The following is a 25232-nucleotide window of genomic DNA, read 5'->3' on the forward strand; positions in this document are numbered from 1 at the left end:
CAGAACATCGAGCATGGTTGGCCTCCGCTTCAGGGTCAGGAAGACGATTGGAGCGGCGAATGGGGGAGGAGCGCAAGAAAATTCGTGGCTGCGCCGCAGCATGGAATCTCGAACTTTTTTACGTTGGACCGCAAGCGTTTGATTCAGGCCCGAAAATCGCCTGTGGATGAAACTTTGTCAGCCGAAACCGCCGCCGCCCGGCGTGCGGATTATGATGCTTTCTCCCGGCGCCAGCTCCATCTGGTCGGACCCCTTGCATGACTCGAGTTGACCGTCGCGCCGCCGGACGAAATTCTCGCCGCATGCCGCTTCGCCGCCGCCCTCCAGTCCGAAGGGATGCACGATGCGGCGCGTGGAGAGGATCGACACGCTCATCCTTTCGCGGAAGGCGATCTCGCGCACAGTGCCGTCGCCGCCATGATGGCGCCCGGCGCCGCCTGATCCCTTCCGTATGCTGAACTCTTTCAGCAGAACGGGGAAGCGCCATTCCAGCACTTCCGGGTCGGTCAGGCGCGAATTGGTCATATGCGTCTGCACCGCGTCCGCCCCGTCGAAATCGGGCCCTGCGCCCGCACCGCCGCATATGGTCTCGTAATACTGGTAGCGCTCGCTCCCGAAGGTGAGGTTGTTCATCGTGCCCTGCGCGGCGGCCATGGCGCCGAGCGCGGCGAAAAGCGCGTCCGTCACCGCCTGGCTCGTTTCCACATTGCCGCCCACCACGGCCGCCGGATAGCGCGGCGCCAGCATGGAGCCTTCCGGCACCACGATCTCGATGGGTTTCAGGCAGCCTTCATTGAGCGGGATGTCGTCATCCACCATGCAGCGGAAGACATAGAGCACGGCGGCGCGCGTCACGGCGGAGGGCGCGTTGAGGTTGGAGGGGCGCTGTGCGCTGGTGCCGGTGAAATCGACTTTCGCGCTGCGCGCCTCGCGGTCCACGCTCAGCCGGACCTCGATCTGCGATCCGTCGTCGAGCGGCAGGGTGAACGCGCTGTCGGTCAGCGCGCCGATCACGCGGCGCACGCTTTCCTCCGCATTGTCCTGCACATGGCGCATATAGGCCTGCACCGTCTCGAGGCCGAACTGGCCGACCATCTTGCGCAATTCCTGCGCGCCTTTCTCGCAAGCCGCGATCTGCGCGCGCAAATCGGCGATGTTCTGGTCCGGATTGCGCGCGGGATATTTGCCGCCCGTCAGCACGTCGCGCATCTCCGCCTCGCGGAAGGTGCCCGCCGCCACCAGCCGGAAATTGTCGATGAGGACGCCTTCTTCTTCCACGGAGGTGGAATGCGCGGGCATGGAGCCCGGCGAAATGCCGCCGATATCGGCATGGTGGCCCCGCGCGGCCACATAGAATGTGGGTTTGACGGTGTCGTCCATCCTTCGAGACGATGGTTCCACCGTCGTCTCGGGATGAGGTTCTGGGTTGTCCTCATGCTGAGGAGGGCCGGAGGCCCGTCTCGAAGCATCCTCGTCCAGATAGACCGGCGCGACCACCGTCACATCCGGCAGATGCGTGCCGCCATTATAGGGCGCGTTCAGCACGAAGACGTCGCCCGGGCGCATCTCCGGGTTCTGCTCGATGATGGCGCGCACCGTCGCGCCCATCGAGCCCAGATGCACCGGCATATGCGGTGCATTGGCGACGAGCCCGCCCACGGTATCGAAGATCGCGCAGGAGAAATCGAGCCGTTCCTTGATGTTCACCGAATGCGCGGTCTTTTCCAGCGTGAAGCCCATCTGTTCGGCGATGGACATGAAGAGGTTGTTGAAGATTTCGAGCATCACCGGATCGGCCTCGGTGCCGATGGCGAAGCGCTGCGTTCGCGCTTCCGTCCGTGTCAGGACGATATGGTCGAGATCGGTCACGTCCGCCGACCAGCCGGGTTCGATGACGATGGTCTGTTGCGGCTCGATGATGATGGCCGGGCCGGGCAGGGCGTCGCCGGGGGCGAGGCCTTCGCGCAGGTAGACCGGAGCCTCGTGCCATTCTCCTTGCGAGAAGAAGCGCGTCACCCGGTCGGGCGCCGCTTCGCCGCTGTCGCGCCGTCCGGCGTTCAGCCGTTCCGTCACATCCGCGGATTTGCCGATGGCTTCCACCGACACCGCTTCCACGATCACCGGCTTTTCGACCGTGAAGCCGAAGCGCTGGCGGTGCGCCGCCTCGAAGGCTGCCCGCGCTTCCTCAAGCGCGCCATGGTCCACGATCAGCGCCGTATCCGTGCCCGCATAGCGCAGATGCAGCCGGGCCTTGAGCTCGATGCGGGACTTATCCACGCCCTGCGCCGCCACCTGGGCGCGCACCTCTTCCCCCAGCTCGCCCAGCACCGGGTCGAGCGTGGCGAGCGTGTCCGCGTCGAGGTCTTTCTCCACCGCCGTCTCGCGCTGCGCGCGGATATCGGCGAGCCCCATCCCATAGGCGGACAGGATGCCGGAGAAGGGGTGGAAAAATATTTTCGTCATCCCCAGCGCATCGGCGACGAGGCAGGCATGTTGTCCCCCGGCGCCGCCGAAGCAGGTCAGCGCATATCCGGTGACGTCATATCCCCGCTGCACGGAGATCTTCTTGATCGCCTGCGCCATGTTCTCGACGGCGATCTTGATGAAGCCATCGGCAATCTCTTCCGGCTCAAGCCCAATCTCACCCGAAAGCCTGTTGAATCTTGCTCCAACCTCAGCGCTATCTAGCCTTTCATCCGCTGCCGGACCGAAGACTTTCGGAAAATAGTCGGGGATAAGTTTGCCGGCGAGCACATTCGCATCCGTCACCGTCAGCGGGCCGCCCTTGCGATAGGCCGCCGGTCCGGGTTTCGCGCCCGCGCTGTCCGGCCCGACGCGCAGCCTGGCGCCGTCGAAATGCAGGATGGAGCCGCCGCCCGCGGCGACCGTGTGGATCTGCATCATCGGCGCGCGCATCCTGACGCCCGCCACTTCATTGTCGAAGCTGCGCTCGAATTCGCCGTCATAATGGCAGACATCGGTGGAGGTGCCGCCCATGTCGAAGCCGATAATCCGGCTGAATCCTGCGAGTTTCGAGGTCTCCACCGCGCCGACCACGCCGCCCGCGGGGCCCGACAACACCGCGTCCTTGCCCTCGAAAAGATGCGCCTCCGTCAGCCCGCCGGAGGACTGCATGAAGAAAAGCCGCGTCGCCGGATCGTCGGTCCCGATCGCATCGGCCACCCGGTCCACATAGCGCCGCAGGATGGGCGAGAGATAGGCGTCCACCACGGTGGTGTCGCCGCGCGCGACGAATTTCATCAGCGGGCTGACGCCATGGCTGGTGGAAATCTGCGTGAAGCCGATTTCCTTTGCGATGTCAGCGGCTTGGCGCTCATGTTCCGGATAGCGATAGCCATGCATGAAGCAGATCGCCACCGCCCGAATGCCCTCGTCGAACGCCTCTTTCAGCGCGGCGCGGGCGTTTTCCGCATCGAACGCTTCCAGCTCCTCGCCCTCGGCGCTCATCCGGCCGCCGGTTTCCGCCACTTTCGCATAGAGCAGTTCCGGCTTTTCGATCCTCAGCCGGAAGAGGTGAGGGCGGTTCTGGTAACCTATTGAAAGAGCGTCCCGAAATCCCCTGTTGGTCAGGAAGAGCGTGGGCTCGCCCTTGCGCTCCAGCAGCGCATTCGTGGCGACGGTCGTCCCCATCTTCACCGCGCCGATGCGGTTGCCCGGCAGCGGTTCCTCCGCGCTCACGCCCAGGAGCTCGCGCATCCCCTGCAGCGCCGCGTCCTCATATTGCTCCGGGTTTTCCGACAGCAGCTTGTGCGGCACCAGCCGTCCGTCGGGGCTCCGGCCCACCAGGTCGGTAAAGGTGCCGCCCCGGTCGATCCAGAAATCCCAGCGGCCTGCGTTTTCGGACGTGTTCCCGTTCATGCGCCGCAACCTGCCACAGCTTTCGCGGGCGCGGAACGGCTTTGCGCCGATCTTGCATTGACGCAAGGGAAAGGGCGATTTTCGCGGGTGCGAAACGGCGAAAATCCGTCTAGGCTGGGATCATGTCGATCTGGGGAAAAATAGCGGGCGCCGGCGTTGGAATGGCCGTCGGCGGGCCCCTTGGCGCTCTGGTGGGCGCGGTGGCGGGACATATCGTCATCGACCGCGCGCTGGAGGACCATGAGGTCGTCTTCACCATCGCCCTCATCGCGCTCTCGGCCAAGATGGCCAAGGCCGACGGGGAGGTGAGCGACGCCGAAATCCAGGCTTTCCAGCAGGTTTTCGACATCCCGGCGGAGGAGGCGCGCAACGTCCACCGCGTCTATCAGATCGCCCAGCAGGACGTCGCCGGATACGAGGCCTATGCCCGTCAGGTGGCGCGTATCTATCGCGACAAGCCCGCCGTGCTGGAAGATGTGCTCGATGCGTTGTTCCACATCGCCAAGGCGGACAAATTCGTTCACCCGAACGAAATTGAGTTCCTGCGCACCGTGGCCGATATTTTCGGCTTCTCCGAGGTCGAGTTCGCCCGTATCCGGGCGAGCCATCTGGGGCCGGACCGCTCCGACCCTTATCTCGTGCTCGGTATCACGCCGGATATTTCCGACCACGATCTCAAAAAGGCCTATCGCCGGCTGGTGCGCGAAAACCATCCCGACATGATGGTGGCGCGCGGCGTGCCCAAGGAACTCGTTACCATCGCGAATGAAAAGCTCGCCGCGATCAACGACGCTTATGACCGGATCTGCCGCCAGAGGGGGCTCAAGGAGGCGGTGACGGAAGAGGTTTCCTGACTCTTCCGGCCTTCGGCACTGGCGGCGCTCTCTTCCATACGGTAAGCAAGACTGAAAATGACATCGACGTCAGCTTTGGGCGTTCTCCCCGAAGAGAGCGCCTTATGCCTGGCTGAAAGCGAGCAAGGCTCCCCCCATGGGTATGACCCCCACACATCTTGCCTTCATGATGCTGATCAATCTGATCTGGGGCTTCGCGCTTGTCGCGGCGAAGGTGTCGATCGGCCATTTTCCGCCGCTTCTCTTCGCGGCGCTGCGCTTTCTGCTGATCGTGGTCGTGCTCTTCCCCTTCCTGAAAATCCACAAGGGGCAGATGAAGGAAGTCATCATCATCGCGCTCTGCGCGGGGCCGGTCGGTTTCGGCTTCTTCTTCGCGGGCCTTGCGATTTCGGATGCCTCGGTGGTCGCGGTGGCGAGCCAGCTCGGCGTGCCCTTCGCCACGATCATGTCGGTCATCTTCCTGCGCGAGCAGGTTTTCTGGAAGCGCTGGCTCGGTATCACGCTTTCCTTTGCCGGCGTCATGGTCATCAGTTTCGATCCGACGGTCTTCCGCTATATCGACGGGCTGCTTCTGGTGCTGTGCTCCGCGCTCGTCAGTTCCGTGGGCACGATCTATCAGCGCCAGATCAGGAATGTCGGCGTGTTCGAACTCCAGGCCTGGGTGGCCTTCGCCGCCGCGCCGATCATGCTGATCGGGTCGCTGGCGCTGGAATCGAACCAGTATGAGGTCGTCATGACCGCGTCGCTCCTTCAGTGGTCGGGAATCTTCTATGTGGCCTTTGCCTCCAGTCTCGTCGGCCATGCGGGCATTTATTATCTGCTGCAGCGTTACGAGGTGACGCAGACCGCGCCGCTCACGCTGCTGTCGCCCATCTTCACCGTCTTCTTCGCGGTGATGTTGCTGGGCGAAACGCTGACCGAGCGTATGGTGGTCGGTGCGCTCATTGCGCTTACCGGCGTGCTCATCGTGTCGATGCGTCAGAAGCGTATCGTGGATACTGGACCCTGAGGATAAGTCATGGCCGTTGAATGTATCGAAAGGCCGTCGCCCAATTTCGACGAGCGCAAGGGGCCGGTGGATATTCTCCTGATGCATTATACCGGCATGGAGACGGGTGAGGCCGCTGCGGCGCGGCTGTGCAGCGCGGAGGCGCGCGTTTCCGCCCATTACATGATCCATGAGGACGGGCGGATCGTCCGTCTGGTGCCGGAGGAGATGCGCGCCTGGCACGCAGGCGTGTCGAGCTGGGCGGGCGAGACCGACATTAACAGTCGCTCCATCGGTATCGAGATCGTCAATGGCGGTCACGATTTCGGCTGCCCGCCTTATCCGGACGTGCAGATGGCGGCGGTGGAAGCGTTGTCGAAAGAGATCGTCGAGCGCTGGAATATTCCCGCCCGTCGCGTCATCGGCCATTCCGACGTCGCGCCCGGGCGCAAGGCCGATCCCGGCGAATGGTTCGACTGGGCGCGGCTCGCCCGCGCAGGCGTCGGGCTATGGGTCGAACCGGAAGAAATCGTCGAAGGGCCGAGCCTTTCGCGCGGAGAGCGGGGCGATCATGTTGCCGATCTCCAGTTCATGCTGGCCGATTACGGCTATGGCGTGGAGGTGATGGGCCGTTACGACGAGACGACCGAAGAGGTCGTGGCGGCGTTCCAGCGGCATTTCCGGCAGCAGAAGGTGGATGGCGTCGCCGACATCTCCACCCTCATGACTTTGCGCCGACTGCTGGAGTTGGTGCGGGGATAAGTCCGGCAGGCCCCCGAAAGGAGCCTGCCGATTTTCGTTACGGGATCATGATGACCCGGCCGAAGGCGGACCGGCCTTCGATATAGGCGTGAGCCTCCGCCGCTTCGGAGAGCTTGAACTCCTTGTCCAGCACCACCTTGAGTTCGCCCTTCGCGGCTTCGTCGATAAGCGACTGGATGTTCTCGCGCACGCGCGGCGAGAAGATTTCCGCCCCCAGAAACACGCCGGTGAGCGAGCGGTTTCCCGCCATCATGCTTTGCACGTCCACCGTCATCGGTTCGCGCCCGGCGCGGCCGACCATGGAGACGCGTCCGCGATAGCTCAGCACGTCGATGGACTTTTGCAGCGTCGAGCCGCCCACGGGATCGACCACCAGGTCGACACCGCGATTTTCGGTGATCTTCATGACTTCGGCGACGAGATCCTGCTCGCGGTAGTTGATGCCGTGGTCGAGGCCGAATTCCTTCAGCCGGTCGAGTTTCTCCTGGCTCGACGCGGTGGCGATCACGGTCGCGCCTTCGCGCTTGGCAATCTGGATGGCCGCCAGTCCGACGGCGCCCGCGCCGGCCTGAATGAGCACGGTCTCGCCGCGCTTCAAATGGCCGAATTCGAAAAGGCAGTCATGCGCCGTCCCGAAGGGGACGGGGATAGCGGCTGCCTGACGAATGTCGAGCCCGTCCGGCACGGGCCAGGCGGTGGCGGCGAAGACGGCGCGTTTTTCGGCATGGCTGCCATACATGTTCACCGTCGTGACGCGCTGGCCGACCTTCAGGTCTTTCACATTGCTGCCGGTTTCGAGGATGGTGCCCGCCGCCTGATAGCCGACGACATGCGGCACGGTCGCCAGGTCGCCGCCCAGTCGGTTCAGCGTGTCGCCGCCCTCGATGGAGACGGCCTCGACCTGGATGACGATGCCGTCGTCAGGGCATTCGGGATCGGGCACATCCTCGTATTTCAGCACGGTGGGTGGCCCGTTTTCGTAATAAACGGCGGCTTTCATGGATTTCCTCCCCGGGATTTGATTGATGAATTGGATCGATAGACGGCAATGTCGTTACGGAAGGGGCAGGGTACAAGGTCATTAATTGGAATTGGCTTGACGGGCCCATGTCCCCGTCCCTAAGTCCTTTTCAGGGTCAGATGGCCGGATGGCCGCTGTCGCAAGGCAGAGGAAAGTCCGGGCTCCACGGAAGCACGGTGCCGGATAACGTCCGGCGGGGGCGACCCCAGGGAAAGTGCCACAGAAAGCAAACCGCCTGCCGGGCAACCGGGAGGTAAGGGTGAAAGGGTGCGGTAAGAGCGCACCGCGCGGCCGGTAACGGTCGTGGCAGGGCAAACCCCACCGGGAGCAAAACCGAATAGGGGTGGCGCGTCCTCCTTTGCGGGGACAGGTCCGTTTCCGGACCGCCGCCCGGGTTGGTTGCACGAGGCGTCCGGCAACGGGCGTCCCAGATGAATGGCCATCGGCCGCCTTCGGGCGGGACACAGAACCCGGCTTACAGGCCATCTGACCCTGTTTTACTCCACTCACACATCTCGATTTCATCGCCGCCGGAATGCTCCGGTTTTTCATGGGATGGTATGGATGTTTTACTTTTGTTCTCAAAGTAACCGTCTCTTTTTGACCCGTCTCAACCACGCGAATGCCGCAGAATTCCGGGATTTTACTAGGTGATCCCGTTGACGCCCATGAATTCCCATGATATCCCATACTATCCCGTAGAGGTGCATGTCGGCCCATTTGTGCCCGGCGCTCAGGCGGGGTGCCGCGGGCGATTGGCCGGGCGGCTGGACAGGGGACGAGGTCGGCGGCATGGAGTCCTTCAGGGGGCGCTACACCAACAGGATCGACGCGAAGGGCCGGGTTTCCGTCCCTGCGAAGTTTCGCGCCATCACGATCGGCCAGGGCTATAACGGCATCGTCTGCTTTCCCTCCCTCAAGGGGGCGTCCGTCATCGAGGGCTGCGGACCGGAATTTTCCAATCTGATCGACGAGATGCTGGCGCAGCTCGCACCGTTTTCCGACGAGCGCGAAGAGCTCGCCATGGTGCTGCACGGCAATGCCTGGGAGCTGATGTTCGACGCCGATGGCCGCGTCGTGCTGCCGGAAGAGCTGCGCGAGCGCGCCGGGATCACCGGCGACGTGACTTTTGTGGGTATGGGCCAGCGCTTCCAGATCTGGGAGCCCAAGGCCTATGAGGCTCATTACGAGCAGGTGATGAAGAAGGTCGGCTCGCTGAGCGATCTTCTGAAGCCGCCGGCGCAGATGGCGCGCGAGCGCAGCGGGAACGACGGAGGCGCCTCATGAGCGAGAAGGCGCCGCATATTCCCGTCATGCTGCCCGAAGTGCTCGAGGTCGTTTCTCCGAAAGACGGCGGTCTTTATGTCGACGGAACCTTCGGGGCGGGCGGCTACACGCGCGGTCTGCTTGAAAGCGCGGATTGCGCCGTGCTGGCCATAGACCGCGACCCCAATGCGATCCTGCGCGGGCGGGCCCTCGAAACGGAATTCGCCGGCCGTCTGACCCTGGTCGAAGGCTGCTTTGGCGATATGGCCGCGCTTGTGCGCGGTCTCGGCCATGACGCGGTGGACGGGGTGGTGCTCGATCTCGGCGTCTCCTCCATGCAGCTCGACGAGGCGGAGCGCGGCTTTTCCTTCCAGAAGGACGGGCCGCTCGACATGCGGATGAGCCAAAGCGGGCCGTCCGCCGCCGATGTCGTGAACGAATATGAAGAGGGCGAGCTGGCGCGGATCATCGCCGTCTATGGCGAGGAAAAGCGGGCGCGCGCCGTGGCGAAGGCCATTGTGGCCGCCCGGCAGGACGCGGCCTTTTCCCGCACGCTGGAGCTTGCCGACCTGGTCGCCCGGGTGGTGGGGCGCAAGCCGCAGGACAAGATTCACCCCGCGACGCGGACCTTTCAGGCCCTTCGTATTTTCGTGAACGACGAGTTGGGCGAGGTTGCCCGCGGCATTTCCGGCGCCGAGGATATCTTGCGCGAAGGCGGGCGGCTCGCGGTGGTGACGTTTCATTCCCTAGAAGACCGTATCGTGAAGCGGTTTCTCATGGCGCGCACCGGCCGGGCCGGCCGCGCCAATCGCCATATGCCCGAAACGGAGGAGGCCACTCCGTCGTTTCGCGAGATTGCGCATAAGGCGCGCAAGGCGTCGGCCGGCGAGGCCGAAGTCAATCCGCGTGCGCGATCCGCGAAACTCCGGGCCGCCGAGCGCACCGATGCGCCGCTCGTTCCGCTGGATCTCGCAGCGCTGGGCTTTCCGAAAGTCCCCTCCCTCGAGGGAGGGGCCGCATGATCCGGATTCTCAATCTTCTGCTGCTGGTCGGTGTCGTCGCGCTGTCTATCGGTCTTTACGACGTGAAGTATCGCGCGCAGCAGGCGGAGCGCGAGGCCGACAGGCTCGACCGGCAGATCGCGCGCGAGCAGGAAGCCATCAAGGTGTTGCGCGCGGAATGGGCGCATCTCAACGAGCCGGATCGGCTGCAGGCGCTGGCCAAGCGCTATACCGGCCTTCGTCCGGTCTCGCCGGGGCAGATCGGCAGGTTCGAGGATGTGCCGATGCCGCGCCGGACCGATGAGTTTTATGTGCCGCGGGGGCAGTCGCTCGGCGGTGTCGCGGGCATTCAGGCAGGCGGGAGCATGATCAGATGATCGGACGTCGCCAGCCTTCTCCCAACCGTATGATCCGCGCCGGACATGACGCGATCGCCAAGCCGGATTGGGGGCGTGGCGCGTCGGCGCGCGGGCCGCGCGCCTCGCAGCGCCGTATCTTTCTCGCCGCGGCGATCTTTGCCGGCTGCTTTTCGCTGGTCGGGGCGCGGCTTGTCGGTCTTGCCATTACCGGCGGGGACGGTGCGCCGCGCGTCGCCTATGCGCAGCCCGAAGGCCAGCTGGTGCGGCCCGATATTCTCGACCGAAACGGCGATGTCATGGCAACCGACATCTCGGTTGCCTCTCTCTTCGCGGATGCCCGGCATGTCATCGACCCGGAGGAGGCGACGGCGAAGCTCGTCTCGGTTCTCCCCGGTCTCGATGCCGATGAAGTCGTCAAGAAGCTGTCTTCCGGCCGCGCCTTCAACTGGATCAAGCGCGATCTGACGCCGAAGCAGCACCAGGCGGTTCACGATCTCGGCATTGCGGGGCTCGAGTTCCGCCGCGAGCGCAAGCGGGTTTACCCCAATGGCGCGACGGCGGCGAATGTGCTCGGGCTGGTCAATATCGACAATCACGGCATTGCCGGTATGGAGCGCTATGTCGACCGGAATGTCCTGGGCGAGAAGGGCGAGCCGAAAAAGCCGGTTGTTCTGTCGATCGACGTCGCGGTCCAGCATGCCCTGCGGGACGAATTGCAGAAGGGCATGAAGGAGTTCTCCGCCAAGGCGGCGGTGGGCATCATCATGGATATCCACACCGGCGAGGTGATGGGGCTGAGTTCGCTGCCGGACTTCGATCCGAACGACCCCATGGCCGTGTCCGCCGATGCGCGTTTCAACCGCGCGACGCTGGGGGTCTACGAACTCGGCTCCGTTTTCAAGGCCGTCACCATGGCGGCGGCGCTCAATTCCGGCCTGATCGACCCGAACGCCAAGGTGGATGCGACCAAACCGATGAAGGTCGGCCGTTTCACGATCAGCGACTACCACGCCGAAAACAAGAAGATGACGCTGCCGGAAATTTTCATGCATTCGTCGAATATCGGCACGGCGAAGATCGCGCTGGAAATCGGCGGCGACGTGCACCGGGAATATCTCAAGCGCTTCGGCCTTCTCGAAAAGCCCGAGATCGAGCTTCCCGAAGCGGGCGCGCCCCTGTTGCCGGCACGCTGGTCTGAAATCACCAATATTACGACATCCTATGGTCACGGAATTGCCGTTACGCCGCTGCAGGTTGTCTCCGCCCTGAGCGCCATCGTGAACGGCGGTACCCGCGTGACGCCCACGCTGGTCCGGCGCGATACGCCTCAGCGTGGCGCGCGCGTGATTTCCGAGGGGACGAGCCGGGACATGCGCTGGCTTCTGCGTCTCGTCGTGGAAGAGGGCACGGGCAAGAACGCGGATGTGGTCGGCTATCCGGTCATGGGCAAGACGGGTACGGCGGAGAAGCCGGAAAATGGCGGCTATGCCAAGCACAAACTCATCACCTCTTTCGTCAGCGCGTTCCCTGCGAACAAGCCGCGCTACGCAATGATCATCATGTTCGACGAGCCCAAGGGCACGAAGAAGACCTATGGCTATGCGACCGCCGGATGGAACGCGGCGCCGGTGACGGCGCGCGTCGTCAAGCGTGTCGCGCCGCTGCTCGATATCGAGCCGGAGCAGCCCGAACGGTCCGTGCCGGAAGGCGCGCAGCTCGTGTCGTATCAGTTTCACAATGCCCGTTAGCCTTGCGAGGAAGGAAGTTGGGTCACATGCAGTTGTCGGCGTTGATAGGAGCGGATGTCCGTCTCCCCCGGTCCGGGGGAGATGCGGAAATTCGTGGCCTGACCGCCGATAGCCGCGCGGTGGAGCCCGGATTTCTCTTCGCGGCGCTTCCGGGCACCCAGGTCGATGGCGTTCGATTTATTCCCCAGGCTCTCGAGAAGGGCGCGGCGGCCCTTCTCGTCGGGGGGGGTGTCGAGCTGCCGGCGGGGATTTCCGTACCGGTGATTTCAGACCGCAATCCCCGTCGGCGGCTCGCTCAGATGGCGGCCCGTTTCTTCGAGGTGCAGCCCGGCGTCGTGGCCGCCGTCACGGGCACGAACGGCAAGACCTCGGTCGCCTCTTTCGTGCGGCAGATCTGGGAGGCGCTCAGCGAACCGGCCGCGAGCCTGGGTACGCTCGGGATCACGGGGCCGAAGGGCGAGCGGGCACTGGGCTATACGACGCCCGATCCGGTGGCGCTGCATCGCGAGCTGGCGGAACTGGCCGAGGAGGGCGTCACGCATCTTGCGATGGAAGCGTCCAGCCACGGCCTTGCCCAATACCGTCTCGACGGCGTGAAGGTGAGCGCGGCGGGCTTTACCAACATCACGCGCGATCATCTGGATTATCACGCCAGCTTCGACGACTACTTCTATGCGAAACTTCGGCTGTTCGGCGAGGTCATGGGGCCGGGCGGCGTGGCGGTGCTGAACGCGGATGCGGCGCAGTTTGCCGAATTCGAGGCGGTGTCCTGGGCGCGCGGCCACAAGGTGATTACCGTCGGTCGCAAGGGACGGGGAATTTGCCTTGCCGCCCTGCGGCCCGGCCTGCGCGGGCAGGCGCTCGAAATCATTCACGAAGGCCGCAATTACGATGTGAACCTGCCGTTGATCGGTGCTTTCCAGGCGTCCAACGTGCTGGTTGCGGCGGGGTTGGCCATCGGCTGCGGTGCGCCTGCCGGCGGTGTCTTCGAGGCGCTCGGGAGGCTGCAGGGCGCTCGCGGGCGGATGGAAGAGGTCGCGCATCTGCCCAATGGGGCATCGGTCTATGTCGATTATGCCCATACGCCGGATGCGCTGGAGAATGTATTGACCGCCATGCGGCCCCATACGGCGGGCCGTCTGGTGGTCGTATTCGGCTGCGGCGGCGACCGGGATCCGGGCAAGCGGCCCCTGATGGGCGAGGTCGCGGCGCGGCTGGCAGACATTATATATGTGACGGACGATAACCCCCGGGGCGAGGACGCCGCCGCCATTCGTCAGGCGGTGCTGAAGGGGTGTCCCTCAGCGAGCGAAATCGGCGACCGGGGCGACGCGATTGCCACGGCGATGAAGGCGCTCGGGAAGGGCGACCTCCTGGTGGTGGCCGGCAAGGGCCATGAGACGGGTCAGATCGTCGGCGATAAAACCATTCCCTTTTCGGACCATCAGGCCGTGCAGGATGCGGTGCGCGAGATTGCGGGAGGTGTCGCATGACGCAGCCGCTCTGGACATCCGACGAGGTTCTGGCTGCAACGGGCGGCACGGCGCATGGCGCGGGCTGGAACGCTACCGGTGTTTCCATCGACAGCCGCACGCTCGAGCCCGGCGACCTTTTCGTCGCGATTGTCGGGGAAAATGCCGACGGTCATGCCTATGTCGCCAATGCGCTGGAGAAGGGCGCGGCGGCAGCCATCGTTTCGCGCATGGACGACGACATGTCGTCCGCCGGGCCGCTGGTTCAGGTGGACGACACGCTCGAGGCGCTGAATGCGCTGGGCCGCGCCGCGCGGGCGCGGGCCGATGCGAAGGTGATTGCGGTGACCGGCAGCGTCGGCAAGACCGGCACGAAGGAAGGCTTGCGCATGATCTTCAGCGCGCAGGGGCCGACCCATGCCTCCGCCGCTTCCTACAACAATCTATGGGGTGTGCCGCTGTCGCTGGCGCGGATGCCGAAGGATACCGAATTCGGCATCTTCGAAATCGGCATGAACCATCCCGGCGAAATCACGCCGCTGTCGAAGATGGTGGAGCCGCTTGTCGGCATCGTGACGACGGTCGAGGCCGTTCATATCGAATATTTCGACAGCGTCGAGCAGATTGCCGACGCCAAGGGCGAGCTTTTCGACGGGCTTCAGACAGGTGGGGTCGCCATTCTCAATCGCGACAATCCGCATTTCGAGCGGCTGCGTGCCAAGGCTGAAGCCGCGGGCGCCGGGCGGATCATCGGTTTCGGCGAGCATGAAGAGGCGGATGCGCGCGCCGACAAGATTGCCTTGCGCGAAGACGGCTCCAGCGTTGCCGCGACGATTTGCGGTCAGAAAGTGACCTACAAGGTCGGTGTGCCGGGCCGTCATATCGTGATGAACAGCCTCGCCATGCTGGCCAGCGTGCAGGCGGTCGGTGCGGACCTTGCGCTTGCGGCGATGGCACTCGGCCGGTTGCAGGCGCCGAAGGGGCGCGGCGAGCGGCATCTCATCGCGGCGGCCGGCCGCAGCTTCACCGTGATCGACGAAAGTTACAACGCCAATCCGGCCTCCATGCGCGCCTCCATCGAGGCGCTGGGCCAGGCGAAGCCGCAAGGACGGGGCAGGCGGATCGCGGTGCTCGGCGACATGCTGGAACTCGGCGAGGAATCCGATGCGATGCATCGCGATCTCGCGCCGGCGCTGCGTCAGTCTCATATCGACCTTCTTTTCGCTGCCGGTCCGCATATGCGTGAACTTTTCTGTGCCGTACCGGCGGCGCATCGTGGGCGCTATGCGCCGAGCGCCGACGCACTCGTCGATCTGCTGGCCGAGGAAATCCGGAATGGCGACGTGCTGATGGTCAAGGGGTCCTTCGGGTCGAAAATGGGGCCTGTCGTCGAAGCGCTTGTGGCGCTGGGGGAAGACGACAGCGAAAGCATTCGGCGGAACAGGGGGTAAGGACGTGCTTTACGATTTGATGTTGAGCATTTCGGATCAGGTGCCGGGCGCAAATGTGTTCCGCTACATTACGTTCCGTACGGGTGGCGCGACGGTGACGGCGCTGCTCATCAGTTTTCTCTTCGGTCCCGCCATCATTCGTCTGCTGAAATCGCGTCAGCGGCGCGGGCAGCCGATCCGTGAGGACGGGCCTCAGACCCATATCGTTCAGAAGCAAGGGACGCCGACCATGGGCGGCTTCCTTATTCTGGTTGGACTTATCCCCGCCGTGCTCCTCTGGGCCGATCTGTCGAACCAGTATGTCTGGGTTGTGCTTCTCGTGACGCTGGGTTTCGGCGCCGTGGGGTTCGCGGACGATTATCTGAAGGTCAGCAAGATTTCCCCGGATGGCGTGCCGGGCCGTGTGAAGCTCTTTTTCGAATTCGTCATCGCGCTTGGCGCCATGTGGTGGCTGGTGCGTCTCGGCGATCCGACCATGTCCACGGCGGTCGCCATTCCCTTCTTCAAGAGCGTCCTCGTGCAGGTTGGCGCTTTCTTCTTCCTGTTCGGCTGTCTCGTGATCGTCGGGGCGTCGAACGCGGTCAATCTGACCGACGGTCTCGACGGGCTGGCCATCGTGCCGGTGATGATCGCCGCGGCGAGCCTCGGCCTCATCGTCTATCTCGTCGGCAATGCGGTCTTCGCCGACTATCTGCAGATCCATTTCGTGCAAGGCACGGGTGAACTCGCCATCATCTGCGGTGCGCTGATCGGGGCCGGTCTCGGTTTCCTCTGGTACAACGCGCCGCCCGCCATGGTCTTCATGGGCGATACGGGCTCGCTGGCGCTGGGCGCCGCGCTGGGGGCCATTTCCATCGCTGCCAAGCATGAGCTGGTGCTTGCCATTATCGGCGGGCTCTTCGTGCTCGAGGCCGTCTCCGTCATCGTGCAGGTCGCGTCTTTCAAACTCACCGGCAAGCGCGTCTTCCGCATGGCGCCGCTGCATCACCATTTCGAGCAGAAGGGATGGGCGGAACCGACCGTCGTCATTCGCTTCTGGATCATTTCCGTCGTGCTGGCCATGGCTGGGCTTGCCACGCTGAAACTGAGGTAAGGCATGATCCCCGTTCCGGGTTTCGAAAAACGCCGCGTTGCCGTGTTCGGACTGGGTAAGTCCGGGCTCGCGACGGTGCGCGCGCTCGAAGCCGGCGGGGCGGAAGTGCTGGCCTGGGACGATTCCGAGGCCAAGCGCGAAGAGGCCCGTGAGGCCGGGGTTCAGCTTTCCGATTGCGATAGCTGGGACTGGAAGTCCATCGCTTCCTTCGTGCTCGCGCCGGGCGTGCCGTTCACGCATCCCGAGCCGCATCGCACGGTCAAGGCGGCGCAGGCCGCCGGCGTGGAGGTGATCGGCGATGTCGAGCTGTTCCAGCGTGCGCTGACGGCGAGCGACACGGGCGCGAAGTTCGTGGCCATCACCGGGACGAACGGCAAATCCACCACGACAGCGCTGATCGGTCACATGGTGCGCCGTTGCGGCAGCATCGTGCAGGTGGGGGGGAATATCGGCCGTCCCGTTCTCGATCTCGATCCGCCGAAAACGGGCATGGTCTATGTGATCGAGGTGTCGTCCTATCAGATCGACCTGGCGCCGGGGATTGCCCCCGACATCGCCATTCTTCTCAACATCACGCCGGACCATATCGACCGTCACGGCACGGTCGAAAACTATGCGGCGGTGAAGGCGCGGCTTTTCGCCCGGCAGAAGGAAGGCGACACGGCGATCGTCGGTGTGGACGACGGATATTCGAGCGACATCGGGACGAAGATCGGGGCCTGGCGCGTGGCGACACTGGTGCCTGTGTCCGTGGGCAAGGCGCTCGGGCGCGGCGTCTATGTCATCGATGGCGTTCTTTACGAAGCGACCGGCCAGCAGACGGTGAATGTGGGCTCGCTGAAGCCGATGCGCACGCTGCCCGGCGCGCATAACTGGCAGAATGCGGCGGCAGCCTTCGCGGCGGGTCGTGCGCTCGGCTATCTGCGCGAGAAAATCCTTTCCGCCTTCGAGAGCTTCCCCGGCCTTGCTCACCGCATGGAGATCGTCGCGGAACGCGACGGCGTGCGCTACGTCAATGACAGCAAGGCAACCAATGCGGATGCGGCCTCCAAGGCGCTGGCGTCGTATGACAACATCTACTGGATCGCCGGCGGCAGGGCGAAAGAGGGCGGGATTGCTTCTCTCGCCGACTTCTTCCCGCGTATTCGCAAGGCCTATCTGATCGGCGAGGCGGCGGACGATTTCGCGGCAATGCTCGACGGGACGGTCGCGCATGAAGTCTGCGGCACGCTGGACCGGGCGGTGCAGGATGCCACGCGCGATGCACGGGCGGACGATGCCGACCTGAAAGTGGTGCTGCTGTCGCCTGCTTGCGCCTCTTTCGACCAGTTTGCGAATTTCGAAATACGCGGCGACAGGTTCCGCGCCGATGTGCAGGCTGTGCTGGAGAATGCGGGAGGTGTCGCATGATGCGTCTTTCCCGAACGAACCGCACGGCGCTTGCCGAATGGTGGTGGACGGTGGACCGGCTGACGCTTCTGGCGATCGGCCTGCTCATCTCGCTCGGCATGGTGCTGACGCTGGCCGCGAGCCCGGCGGTTGCAATGCGGCTTCACTATCCGCCGTTCCATTTCGTCTACAAGCAGCTTCTGTTCCTTGTGCCCTCGATTGCGATTCTTGTGGGGACGTCGCTGCTGACGGTGAAGCAGATCCGGCGGCTGGCCGCCTTCGTCTTTATCGGTGCGTTCGGCACGATGATCCTGACGCTCCTCGTCGGGCCGGAGATGAACGGCGCGCATCGCTGGATCCTGATCGGTCCGTTTGCGTTGCAGCCTTCGGAATTCATCAAGCCGGCATTCATCGTGATCGCCGCCTGGATGTTCGCCGAGGCGCATCGGTTGCCCGATTTTCCGGGCACGGCGATTGCCGTCGGGCTTTACGGGCTTGTCGTAAGCGTTCTCGCGCTGCAGCCCGACTTCGGTCAGCTGATGCTGATTACCATGGTGTTCGGTGCGATTTTCTTCATGGCGGGGTTGAGCTGGCTCTGGATCGGGTCGCTGGGCGCGGCGGCGCTCGCCGGGCTCGTGGCGGCCTATATGCTGATGCCGCATGTCGCGAGCCGTATCGATCGTTTCGTCAATCCGGCGGGCGGCGACACCTATCAGATCGACACCGCGCTCGATGCGTTCCATGCGGGCGGTATTTTCGGGCGCGGCCCGGGCGAGGGCGAGGTCAAGCAGATCCTGCCCGACGCGCATACCGACTTCATTTTCGCCGTGGCGGCGGAAGAATACGGCGTGTTGGCAGGCCTTCTCCTGATCGGCCTGTTCGCTTTCATCGTCATGCGGACGCTGTCGCGGGCGATGGAGGAGCAGGATCTCTTCATCCAGTATTCCTCCTGCGGGCTGGTGGCGCTGTTCGGGCTGCAGGCGCTCATCAATATGGCGGTGAATGTGAACCTCATTCCGGCCAAGGGGATGACGCTTCCCTTCATTTCCTATGGCGGGTCGTCGCTCTTTGCCGTTTCTCTCACCATGGGCATGTTGCTGGCGCTGACGCGACGCCGCGCAGGCGCGCATGTGCCCATGCCTTCCGGATGGGGGGCAGTGGCATGACGGCGAATACGCAGGGACCGGTCGTGATTGCCGCTGGCGGCACGGGGGGACATCTTTTCCCCGGCCAGGCGCTGGCGCAGGAGCTTACGCGGCGGGGCCGCGACATCGTGTTGATGACGGATGAGCGCGTGAAGCGCTTCGACAGCCTGTTTCCCGGTGCGGATATCTATGCCGTGCCGTCGGCGACGCCTTCAGGCAAAGGGATCGCCGGTCTTGTGAAAGCGGCGCCCGTGCTTTTTTCGGGCGTCGCAAAATCCTTCGGCATTCTGGGGCGGGTGAAGCCTTCCGTGGTAATCGGCTTTGGCGGATATCCGACCCTGCCGCCGCTTGCCGCCGCTCTGCTGCGGCGAATTCCGGCCTGCGTGCACGAACAAAATGCCGTGCTGGGGCGGGTCAACCGGCTGGTCGGGCCTTATGTTCACGCCATTGCATCCACCTTTCCCGGCCCGCGCTATCTGCGGGAGGCGGACAAGGGCAAGCTCGTGCTGACGGGCAATCCGGTTCGCGACGCGGTGATGCAGCAGGCGGATGTGCCTTACGACGCGCTGGGTGCCGAGACCCGCATTCGGCTGCTTGTCTTCGGCGGCAGCCAGGGCGCGCGCGTCATGGCCGATATCGTGCCCGGCGCGCTGGCCAGTTTGCCGGAAGGCATCCGCGCCCGGCTCGACGTCGTGCAGCAGTGCCGTCCGGAAGATCAGGCACGGGTCGAAGGCGCCTATCGCGGGGCGGGTATTACCGCCGAACTTCAGACCTTTTTCGACGACATGCCCGCACGCATCGCGGCGGCGCATCTCGTGATCGGACGATCGGGCGCTTCCACCGTGGCGGAGCTGGGCATCATCGGGCGGCCGTCGATCCTCGTGCCGCTGCCTCATTCGCTCGACAACGACCAGAAGGCGAACGCGGAAGTGCTGGCCGGCGACGGCGCGGCCTGGATGATCGAACAGCGCGATTTCACGGAAACGGCGCTGGCGGAAAAGCTCGTCGAGCTTCTCTCGCATCCTGAAACGCTGAACGGCGCGGCGATCGCGGCCAAGGCGACGGGGCAGCCGCAGGCGGTGACGAAGCTCGCCGATCTCGTCGAAGAACTGGGCCGTGGCGAATTTCGCCGCGCGCTGTCGCATGAAAAGGCAGGTGGGTAATGCGTCCGGCTCCTCTCGAAATAGGAACCATCCACTTTGTCGGCATTGGCGGGATCGGCATGAGCGGCATTGCCGAGGTCATGCACAATCTCGGCTATAGCGTGCAGGGCAGCGACATGGCGGAAAGCGCCAATGTGAAGCGTCTGCGCGAGCTCGGTATCGACGTCATGGTCGGCCAAAAGGCCGAAAACCTGAAGGATGCCCATGTCGTCGTCATTTCTTCCGCCATCCAGCCGGATAATCCGGAGCTGAAGGAAGCGCGGGCGCGTTTCCTGCCGGTGGTCCGCCGCGCCGAAATGCTGGCGGAGCTGATGCGGCTGAAATCGTGCGTCGCCATCGGCGGTACGCATGGCAAGACGACGACCACCTCGCTCGTCGCCTCCATCCTCGATGCCGCCGACCTCGATCCGACGGTTATCAATGGCGGCATCATCAACGCCTATGGCACCAATGCGCGGCTGGGCGACGGCGAGTGGATGGTGGTGGAGGCCGACGAGTCCGACGGCACCTTCATCAAACTGCCGTCCACCATCGCGGTCGTGACGAATATCGATCCTGAGCATCTGGATTATTACGGCAGCTTCGAGGCCGCCAAGGACGCCTTCCTCGCCTTCGTCGAGAACGTGCCTTTCTATGGCGCGGCGGTGATGTGCATCGACCACCCGGAAGTGCAGGCGCTGATCGGGCGTGTGCGGGACAGGCGCATCGTGACCTATGGCACCAGCATTCAGGCCGATATCCGGGCGACCAATGTCCGCGTCGAAGGCGAATTCAACGTGTTCGACGTCACCATCACGGACCGCAAGACGGATGAGAAGCGCGAGCTGCCGGGCGTGAAGCTCGCCATGCATGGCAAGCACAACATGCTGAACAGTCTCGCGGCCATCGGTGTGGCGCTGCAACTCGGCATTTCGGACGACCGCATTCGTTCGGCGCTGGAAAGTTTCGGCGGTGTGAAGCGACGCTTCACCTGTGTCGGCGAGTGGAACGGGGTTCGTATCTATGACGATTACGGCCACCATCCGGTGGAAATCGCCGCCGTCCTGCAGGCTGCCCACAGCGCAGGCGACGGGCGCACTATCGCCGTGGTGCAACCGCATCGCTACACGCGCCTTCACAATCTCTTCGATGAGTTTTGCGCCTGTTTCAACGATGCGGATGCGGTGATCGTCGCCAATGTCTATGAGGCGGGCGAGAAGCCGATAGAGGGGGCGGACCGGGATGCGCTGGTGGCGGGTCTTCGGGATCGCGGCCACCGCAATGTCGTGCCGCTGGACAGGCCGGAGGATCTTCCCGGCATCGTCGCCGAAATGGCGAAGCCGGGGGATATCGTCGTTTGCCTCGGTGCCGGCAATATCACGCAATGGGCGAATGCGCTTCCGGCGGATCTTGAAAAGAAATTCGGCAAGGGAGGGAGCGCATGACCGCGGCCGCCTCCCATAGCAACCTGATCGAACGCCTGCCCGAGGTGAGGGGCGAGCTCACGGCCAATGCGCCGATGGCGCCGCTTACCTGGTTCCGTGTCGGCGGTCCGGCGGAAGTTCTGTTCCGGCCGGCCGATACGGAAGACCTTGCCGCCTTCCTTGCGGGCTGTCCCGAGGATGTGCCGGTGACGGTGATCGGCGTCGGCTCGAACCTTCTCGTGCGCGACGGCGGGGTAAAAGGTGTCGTCATCCGTCTCGGCAAGCCTTTCATGACCATCGAGGCGGAAGGCGAATTCGTCAGAGCCGGTACGGCGGCGCTCGATGTGGCGGTTGCCCGCGCGGCGCAGCAGGCGGGTATTGCGGGGCTCGAGTTCTACCGCGGTATCCCCGGGACCATCGGCGGCGCCCTGCGCATGAATGGCGGTTCCTACGGATCGGAAACCAGGGATGTATTGGTCGAGGCGAAGGCGGTTTCGCGAAAGGGCGAGATCGTCACGCTTTCCAATGCCGATATGCATTACAGCTACCGCCATTGCGGCGTCCCGGACGATCTGATTTTCGTCGAGGCGCTTTATCGGGGGCATGCGGGCGACAGGGATGCGATTGCCGCGCGGATGGAAGAGATTACCTCCTCGCGCGAGGCGAGCCAGCCCATTCGCAGCCGCACGGGCGGCAGCACGTTCAAGAATCCGGAAGGCAAAAAGAGCTGGCAGCTTATCGATGCGGCGGGCTGTCGCGGACTTGTCCGCGGCGGTGCGCAGGTGAGCGAGCAGCACTGCAATTTCCTCATCAACACGGGCGAGGCGACCGCCGCGGATCTTGAAGGGCTCGGCGAGGATGTGCGTGCCCGCGTGAAAGAAACCAGTGGCGTAACGCTCGAGTGGGAAATCCGGCGCATCGGAACCCCTTTGAAGGAGGCGGCATGACGACGGAAAAGCATGTCGCCGTTCTGAAGGGCGGCTGGAGCGCGGAGCGGGAAGTAAGCCTTGTCTCGGGCAAGGGATGCGCCGACGCCTTGCGCAGATACGGCTATCGTGTGAGCGAGATCGACGCGGGCCGCGATCTTGCCGATCAGATTTTGCGCGTGAAGCCGGATGTCTGCTTCAACGCATTGCACGGCCAATGGGGCGAGGACGGGTGCGTGCAGGGCCTTCTTGAGGTACTCGGCGTTCCCTATACGCATTCCGGCGTGTTGCCCTCCGCACTCGCCATGCACAAGGAGCGCGCCAAGGCGGTGTTCCGCGGGGCCGGTCTGCCGGTTGCCGAAAGTCTCGTCGTGCCACGCGAACAGGCGGCGCTCGGTCATGTGATGGCGCCTCCTTATGTGGTGAAGCCGCTCAATCAGGGGTCTTCCGTCGGGGTCTTCATCGTGAGGGAAGGGGATAACCGGCCGCCGGCCGAGTTGACCTCTCCGGAATGGGATCTCGGATATGAGGTGATGATCGAACGCTTCGTCGCCGGCCGCGAACTCACCTGCGCCGTCATGGGCAAAGAGGTTTTCGAGGTGACCGAGATCATCGCCAATACGGCCTTCTACGACTATGAGGCGAAGTATCAGGAAGGCGGATCGCGCCACATTCTGCCTGCGCCGATCGACGAAGAGCTGAAGCAGGAAGTCCAGCGCATCACCCTGGCGGCCCACAAGGCGTTGGGATGCCGCGGCGTGACGCGCTCCGACTTCCGTTATGACGATACGAAGAGCGGCAAAGGCGAACTCATCCTTCTGGAGGTGAATACGCAGCCCGGCATGACGCCGACATCGCTCGTGCCCGAACTCGCGAACCTGGCCGGATATTCCTATGTGGACCTGGTGAGCTGGATGGTGGAGGACGCGTCATGCGGGAGATGAAGTCGAAATCCCGGACGTCGCGCACGGGCGTGACGCGCCGAAAGAACGGCAAGAGCGCCGTGGCGCCGGGCAAGCGCCGCAACACGGCGCAGACGCGCATCTTCGGCAAGCGCAAGACGCCGCCCAAGGGACCGGTTGCGGCACGCCTCTACGCGCTGGCGCGGGGCGAGGTGCCGATGCGGCCTTTCACCGTCGGCGCCGGCATGCTGATGGCAGGTGTCTTTCTCTACGGTCTTTTTGTCGGCGGCCATGTTGCGGCGGCGGGCCGCGCGGTAACGGCGCAGGCCGACAAGCTGATGGCGCTGGCCGGCTTCTCCATTCAGGAAGTGACGGTGACGGGTCGCGAGCATACGCGCCCCGACCGCCTTCTGGCCGCGCTCGGTATCAGCCGCGGCGACCCCATCCTCTCTTTCGACACCGAAGAGGCGCGGGAACGGGTGGAACGTCTCGACTGGGTGAAAAGCGCGACGGTCACACGGCTTCTGCCCGATGCGATCCGGCTCGACATCATGGAGCGCACGACCTTCGCCATCTGGCAGCGGGGCGGATTTCTCTCCGTTGTGGACCGGGAGGGCACCCCGATCACGGATGAGAACATCGAGAATTACGCATCGCTTCCCTTCATCGTCGGCTTCGGGGCGCCGCGCGCGGCGCCGGAACTGATTGCGATGATGGCGGAGAAATATCCGGCGCTCCTCACGCGGGTACGCGCGTTCGTGCGCGTGTCGGAACGCCGCTGGAATCTGCGTCTTGAGAACGGCGTCGACGTGAAGCTGCCGGAAAAGGACGTGTCCGGTGCGCTGGCGCGTCTGGTTGCGTATGACGCGGAACATAAGATCCTCTCCCGCGACATCGTCTCGGTGGATCTGCGCCTGAAAGACCGGGTGGCGGTGGAGTTGACGAAGGAAGCGGCCGAGGCCCTGAAAGACGGTTCGGCGGTAGGTGTCAGTTTGCATGACGGTGAAGTGCGGTCGGGACGTTCGGCCGGCACGGGGGACAGAACATGAATATGGTGTCGCTCGGTTCCAAGGGGTTTCAGGGGCGTCCGGTCGCGCCGGGTCGCTCCGGCGTGGTGGCGGCGCTGGATGTCGGGTCCAGCAAGGTCTCCTGCTTTATCGCGAAGGTCGAACCCGGACGCATGGCGAACGGCCATGTGCCCATGCGGGTGGTCGGCATCGGGCATCAGGTCTCGCGCGGCATTCGCGCAGGCACGGTTGTCGATATGGATGCCGCCGAAGAGGCGATCCGGATTGCCGTCGATACGGCCGAACGCATGGCGGGGATTACCATTCGGGAGGTTCTCGTCACGGTTTCGGGCGGCGAGCCCAAGAGCCAGACGGTCGGCGTGAAATCCAAACTTCAGGGTTCGGAAGTGACGGATGACGATCTGGCGCGGCTGATCGGTCATGCGCAGGAGAATTTCCAGCCGGAGGGGCGGGAAGTGCTTCATGCCATCCCGACCAATTACAGCGTCGACGACAGCCGGGGCGTGCGCGATCCGCGCGGCATGTTCTGCGATAAGGTGGGCGTTGAAGTCCACATGGTCAGCACACAGAGAGGCGCGCTGCGCAACCTGGAAATCTGCGTCGAGCGGTGCCATCTCGCCGTGTCCGGTATCGCGGTTTCACCTTACGCGAGCGGCCTGGCCTGTCTTGTCGAGGACGAAATGGATCTTGGTGTTGCCGTTCTCGACATGGGGGGTGGCACAACTTCACTTGCGGTCTTCTTTGAAGGGGCGATGGTCTATTGCGATTCCGTGTCAATCGGCGGGAATCACATTACAAATGACATCGCGCGAGGACTCTCTACACCGCTGGCCCATGCGGAACGCATGAAGACGCTCTACGGCAGCGCGCTGGCGAGTCCATCCGACGAAAGAGAGATGATCGACGTGCCGCAAGTGGGCGAGACAGACTCGGATTCGGCGAATCATATTCCCAGGTCGATGTTGACCGGAATCATTCAGCCGCGTCTCGAGGAGACGTTCGAACTGGTACGCGACAGGCTGGAGGCGAGCGGCTATGGCCGGCTCGCCGGGCGCCGTGTCGTGCTGACCGGTGGCGCGAGCCAGTTGAACGGCGCTCGCGAACTTGCAGCGCGCATGCTCGACAAGCAGGTGCGCGTGGGCCAGCCGATCCGCATTGCGGGGCTGGCGGACGCGACCGGCGGTCCTGCTTTCTCGGCATGTGCCGGTCTTCTTTCCTATTCGCAGATGTCTCCGCTCGAGGCGGCGGCCCATGACCCTGACGGGGAGGCCGCTCCGCGCGGCCATATCCGCAAGCTTGGCCGATGGCTGAAGGAGAATTTCTGATGGCGCGCAAAGACGATTTCCAGGCCCGCAGGCGCGGCGGGCACATATGCGGGGCAG

Annotated in this window: 20 protein-coding genes and 1 other RNA gene; 19 read left to right on the forward strand and 2 right to left on the reverse strand. The window is 64.0% G+C overall.

The window, feature by feature from the left end; translation table 11 throughout:
* Positions 1-177 precede the first annotated feature (177 nt).
* Positions 178-3879, reverse strand: a complete 3702-nt coding sequence (locus FHS78_RS06295) for a hydantoinase B/oxoprolinase family protein (RefSeq protein ID WP_167091949.1) — start codon at positions 3877-3879, stop codon at positions 178-180.
* Positions 3880-4001: 122 nt separating this feature from the next.
* On the opposite strand from FHS78_RS06295, the gene FHS78_RS06300 reads away from it, so the two are divergent.
* The 3 genes from FHS78_RS06300 to FHS78_RS06310 all read left to right on the forward strand — a co-directional run bounded on the left by FHS78_RS06300 (position 4002) and on the right by FHS78_RS06310 (position 6483).
* Positions 4002-4733, forward strand: coding sequence for a TerB family tellurite resistance protein (locus FHS78_RS06300; protein WP_167091952.1), 732 nt, complete (start codon positions 4002-4004; stop codon positions 4731-4733).
* A gap of 136 nt (positions 4734-4869) precedes the next feature.
* The gene (locus tag FHS78_RS06305) at positions 4870-5742 is read left to right on the forward strand and encodes a DMT family transporter (protein WP_167091955.1); all 873 of its coding nucleotides are present in this window, start codon (positions 4870-4872) and stop codon (positions 5740-5742) included.
* 9 nt (positions 5743-5751) lie between these two features.
* The gene (locus tag FHS78_RS06310) at positions 5752-6483 is read left to right on the forward strand and encodes an N-acetylmuramoyl-L-alanine amidase (RefSeq protein ID WP_167091957.1); all 732 of its coding nucleotides are present in this window, start codon (positions 5752-5754) and stop codon (positions 6481-6483) included.
* Between the two features lie 37 nt (positions 6484-6520).
* Here the strand turns inward: FHS78_RS06310 and FHS78_RS06315 are convergent, their stop codons facing one another.
* Positions 6521-7483 carry a quinone oxidoreductase family protein gene (locus FHS78_RS06315; protein WP_167091960.1) on the reverse strand — a complete coding sequence of 321 codons (963 nt, stop codon included), beginning with the start codon at positions 7481-7483 and terminating at the stop codon, positions 6521-6523.
* Positions 7484-7619: 136 nt separating this feature from the next.
* Between FHS78_RS06315 and rnpB the strand changes: the two genes are divergently transcribed.
* The 16 genes from rnpB (at position 7620) to ftsA (ending at position 25175) form a co-directional block, all read left to right on the forward strand.
* Positions 7620-7998: RNase P RNA component class A (rnpB, locus tag FHS78_RS06320), an RNA gene on the forward strand.
* A 214-nt stretch (positions 7999-8212) separates the two neighbouring features.
* A complete protein-coding gene (locus tag FHS78_RS06325; RefSeq protein WP_167091963.1) occupies positions 8213-8791 on the forward strand; it encodes a division/cell wall cluster transcriptional repressor MraZ in 579 nt (192 codons plus the stop codon).
* Positions 8788-9792, forward strand: a complete 1005-nt coding sequence (gene rsmH, locus FHS78_RS06330; RefSeq protein ID WP_167091966.1) for a 16S rRNA (cytosine(1402)-N(4))-methyltransferase RsmH — start codon at positions 8788-8790, stop codon at positions 9790-9792. The genes FHS78_RS06325 and rsmH overlap by 4 nt, the downstream gene beginning before the upstream one ends.
* Positions 9789-10148 carry a cell division protein FtsL gene (gene ftsL / locus FHS78_RS06335; protein ID WP_167091969.1) on the forward strand — a complete coding sequence of 120 codons (360 nt, stop codon included), beginning with the start codon at positions 9789-9791 and terminating at the stop codon, positions 10146-10148. The genes rsmH and ftsL overlap by 4 nt, the downstream gene beginning before the upstream one ends.
* Entirely contained in the window at positions 10145-11878 is a 1734-nt protein-coding gene (locus tag FHS78_RS06340; RefSeq protein WP_167091972.1) for a peptidoglycan D,D-transpeptidase FtsI family protein, read from the forward strand. The genes ftsL and FHS78_RS06340 overlap by 4 nt, the downstream gene beginning before the upstream one ends.
* A 26-nt stretch (positions 11879-11904) precedes the next feature.
* Positions 11905-13371: a UDP-N-acetylmuramoyl-L-alanyl-D-glutamate--2,6-diaminopimelate ligase gene (locus FHS78_RS06345; RefSeq protein WP_167091975.1), complete on the forward strand. Its 1467-nt coding sequence runs from the start codon at positions 11905-11907 to the stop codon at positions 13369-13371.
* Positions 13368-14801, forward strand: coding sequence for a UDP-N-acetylmuramoylalanyl-D-glutamyl-2,6-diaminopimelate--D-alanyl-D-alanine ligase (locus FHS78_RS06350; RefSeq protein ID WP_167091978.1), 1434 nt, complete (start codon positions 13368-13370; stop codon positions 14799-14801). The genes FHS78_RS06345 and FHS78_RS06350 overlap by 4 nt, the downstream gene beginning before the upstream one ends.
* A gap of 19 nt (positions 14802-14820) precedes the next feature.
* A complete protein-coding gene (mraY, locus tag FHS78_RS06355) occupies positions 14821-15894 on the forward strand; it encodes a phospho-N-acetylmuramoyl-pentapeptide-transferase (protein ID WP_205305233.1) in 1074 nt (357 codons plus the stop codon).
* A gap of 3 nt (positions 15895-15897) precedes the next feature.
* Entirely contained in the window at positions 15898-17304 is a 1407-nt protein-coding gene (gene murD, locus FHS78_RS06360) for a UDP-N-acetylmuramoyl-L-alanine--D-glutamate ligase (protein ID WP_167091984.1), read from the forward strand.
* Positions 17301-18449 carry an FtsW/RodA/SpoVE family cell cycle protein gene (locus FHS78_RS06365; RefSeq protein ID WP_167091987.1) on the forward strand — a complete coding sequence of 383 codons (1149 nt, stop codon included), beginning with the start codon at positions 17301-17303 and terminating at the stop codon, positions 18447-18449. Before murD ends, FHS78_RS06365 begins: the two co-directional genes overlap by 4 nt.
* Positions 18446-19591, forward strand: a complete 1146-nt coding sequence (murG, locus tag FHS78_RS06370; protein WP_167091990.1) for an undecaprenyldiphospho-muramoylpentapeptide beta-N-acetylglucosaminyltransferase — start codon at positions 18446-18448, stop codon at positions 19589-19591. The genes FHS78_RS06365 and murG overlap by 4 nt, the downstream gene beginning before the upstream one ends.
* Positions 19591-21015 carry a UDP-N-acetylmuramate--L-alanine ligase gene (murC, locus tag FHS78_RS06375; protein ID WP_167091993.1) on the forward strand — a complete coding sequence of 475 codons (1425 nt, stop codon included), beginning with the start codon at positions 19591-19593 and terminating at the stop codon, positions 21013-21015. The genes murG and murC overlap by 1 nt, the downstream gene beginning before the upstream one ends.
* Positions 21012-21941 (forward strand): UDP-N-acetylmuramate dehydrogenase, encoded by a 930-nt coding sequence (murB, locus tag FHS78_RS06380; protein WP_167091996.1) that lies wholly within the window; start codon positions 21012-21014, stop codon positions 21939-21941. The genes murC and murB overlap by 4 nt, the downstream gene beginning before the upstream one ends.
* Positions 21938-22864 (forward strand): D-alanine--D-alanine ligase, encoded by a 927-nt coding sequence (locus FHS78_RS06385; protein WP_167091999.1) that lies wholly within the window; start codon positions 21938-21940, stop codon positions 22862-22864. The genes murB and FHS78_RS06385 overlap by 4 nt, the downstream gene beginning before the upstream one ends.
* Entirely contained in the window at positions 22852-23871 is a 1020-nt protein-coding gene (locus FHS78_RS06390; protein WP_167092002.1) for a cell division protein FtsQ/DivIB, read from the forward strand. The genes FHS78_RS06385 and FHS78_RS06390 overlap by 13 nt, the downstream gene beginning before the upstream one ends.
* Positions 23868-25175, forward strand: coding sequence for a cell division protein FtsA (gene ftsA / locus FHS78_RS06395; RefSeq protein WP_167092005.1), 1308 nt, complete (start codon positions 23868-23870; stop codon positions 25173-25175). Before FHS78_RS06390 ends, ftsA begins: the two co-directional genes overlap by 4 nt.
* Positions 25176-25232: the final 57 nt, after the last annotated feature.

It is taken from the genome of Parvibaculum indicum, assembly GCF_011762095.1.
GTDB lineage: Bacteria > Pseudomonadota > Alphaproteobacteria > Parvibaculales > Parvibaculaceae > Parvibaculum > Parvibaculum indicum.

Coding starts and splice junctions, on each gene's coding strand:
- FHS78_RS06295 (WP_167091949.1), bottom strand. CDS start 3,879: ATGAACGGGAACACGTCCGAAAACGCAGGCCGCTGGGATTTCTGGATC.
- FHS78_RS06300 (WP_167091952.1), top strand. CDS start 4,002: ATGTCGATCTGGGGAAAAATAGCGGGCGCCGGCGTTGGAATGGCCGTC.
- FHS78_RS06305 (WP_167091955.1), top strand. CDS start 4,870: ATGGGTATGACCCCCACACATCTTGCCTTCATGATGCTGATCAATCTG.
- FHS78_RS06310 (WP_167091957.1), top strand. CDS start 5,752: ATGGCCGTTGAATGTATCGAAAGGCCGTCGCCCAATTTCGACGAGCGC.
- FHS78_RS06315 (WP_167091960.1), bottom strand. CDS start 7,483: ATGAAAGCCGCCGTTTATTACGAAAACGGGCCACCCACCGTGCTGAAA.
- FHS78_RS06325 (WP_167091963.1), top strand. CDS start 8,213: ATGTCGGCCCATTTGTGCCCGGCGCTCAGGCGGGGTGCCGCGGGCGAT.
- rsmH (WP_167091966.1), top strand. CDS start 8,788: ATGAGCGAGAAGGCGCCGCATATTCCCGTCATGCTGCCCGAAGTGCTC.
- ftsL (WP_167091969.1), top strand. CDS start 9,789: ATGATCCGGATTCTCAATCTTCTGCTGCTGGTCGGTGTCGTCGCGCTG.
- FHS78_RS06340 (WP_167091972.1), top strand. CDS start 10,145: ATGATCGGACGTCGCCAGCCTTCTCCCAACCGTATGATCCGCGCCGGA.
- FHS78_RS06345 (WP_167091975.1), top strand. CDS start 11,905: ATGCAGTTGTCGGCGTTGATAGGAGCGGATGTCCGTCTCCCCCGGTCC.
- FHS78_RS06350 (WP_167091978.1), top strand. CDS start 13,368: ATGACGCAGCCGCTCTGGACATCCGACGAGGTTCTGGCTGCAACGGGC.
- mraY (WP_205305233.1), top strand. CDS start 14,821: ATGTTGAGCATTTCGGATCAGGTGCCGGGCGCAAATGTGTTCCGCTAC.
- murD (WP_167091984.1), top strand. CDS start 15,898: ATGATCCCCGTTCCGGGTTTCGAAAAACGCCGCGTTGCCGTGTTCGGA.
- FHS78_RS06365 (WP_167091987.1), top strand. CDS start 17,301: ATGATGCGTCTTTCCCGAACGAACCGCACGGCGCTTGCCGAATGGTGG.
- murG (WP_167091990.1), top strand. CDS start 18,446: ATGACGGCGAATACGCAGGGACCGGTCGTGATTGCCGCTGGCGGCACG.
- murC (WP_167091993.1), top strand. CDS start 19,591: ATGCGTCCGGCTCCTCTCGAAATAGGAACCATCCACTTTGTCGGCATT.
- murB (WP_167091996.1), top strand. CDS start 21,012: ATGACCGCGGCCGCCTCCCATAGCAACCTGATCGAACGCCTGCCCGAG.
- FHS78_RS06385 (WP_167091999.1), top strand. CDS start 21,938: ATGACGACGGAAAAGCATGTCGCCGTTCTGAAGGGCGGCTGGAGCGCG.
- FHS78_RS06390 (WP_167092002.1), top strand. CDS start 22,852: ATGCGGGAGATGAAGTCGAAATCCCGGACGTCGCGCACGGGCGTGACG.
- ftsA (WP_167092005.1), top strand. CDS start 23,868: ATGAATATGGTGTCGCTCGGTTCCAAGGGGTTTCAGGGGCGTCCGGTC.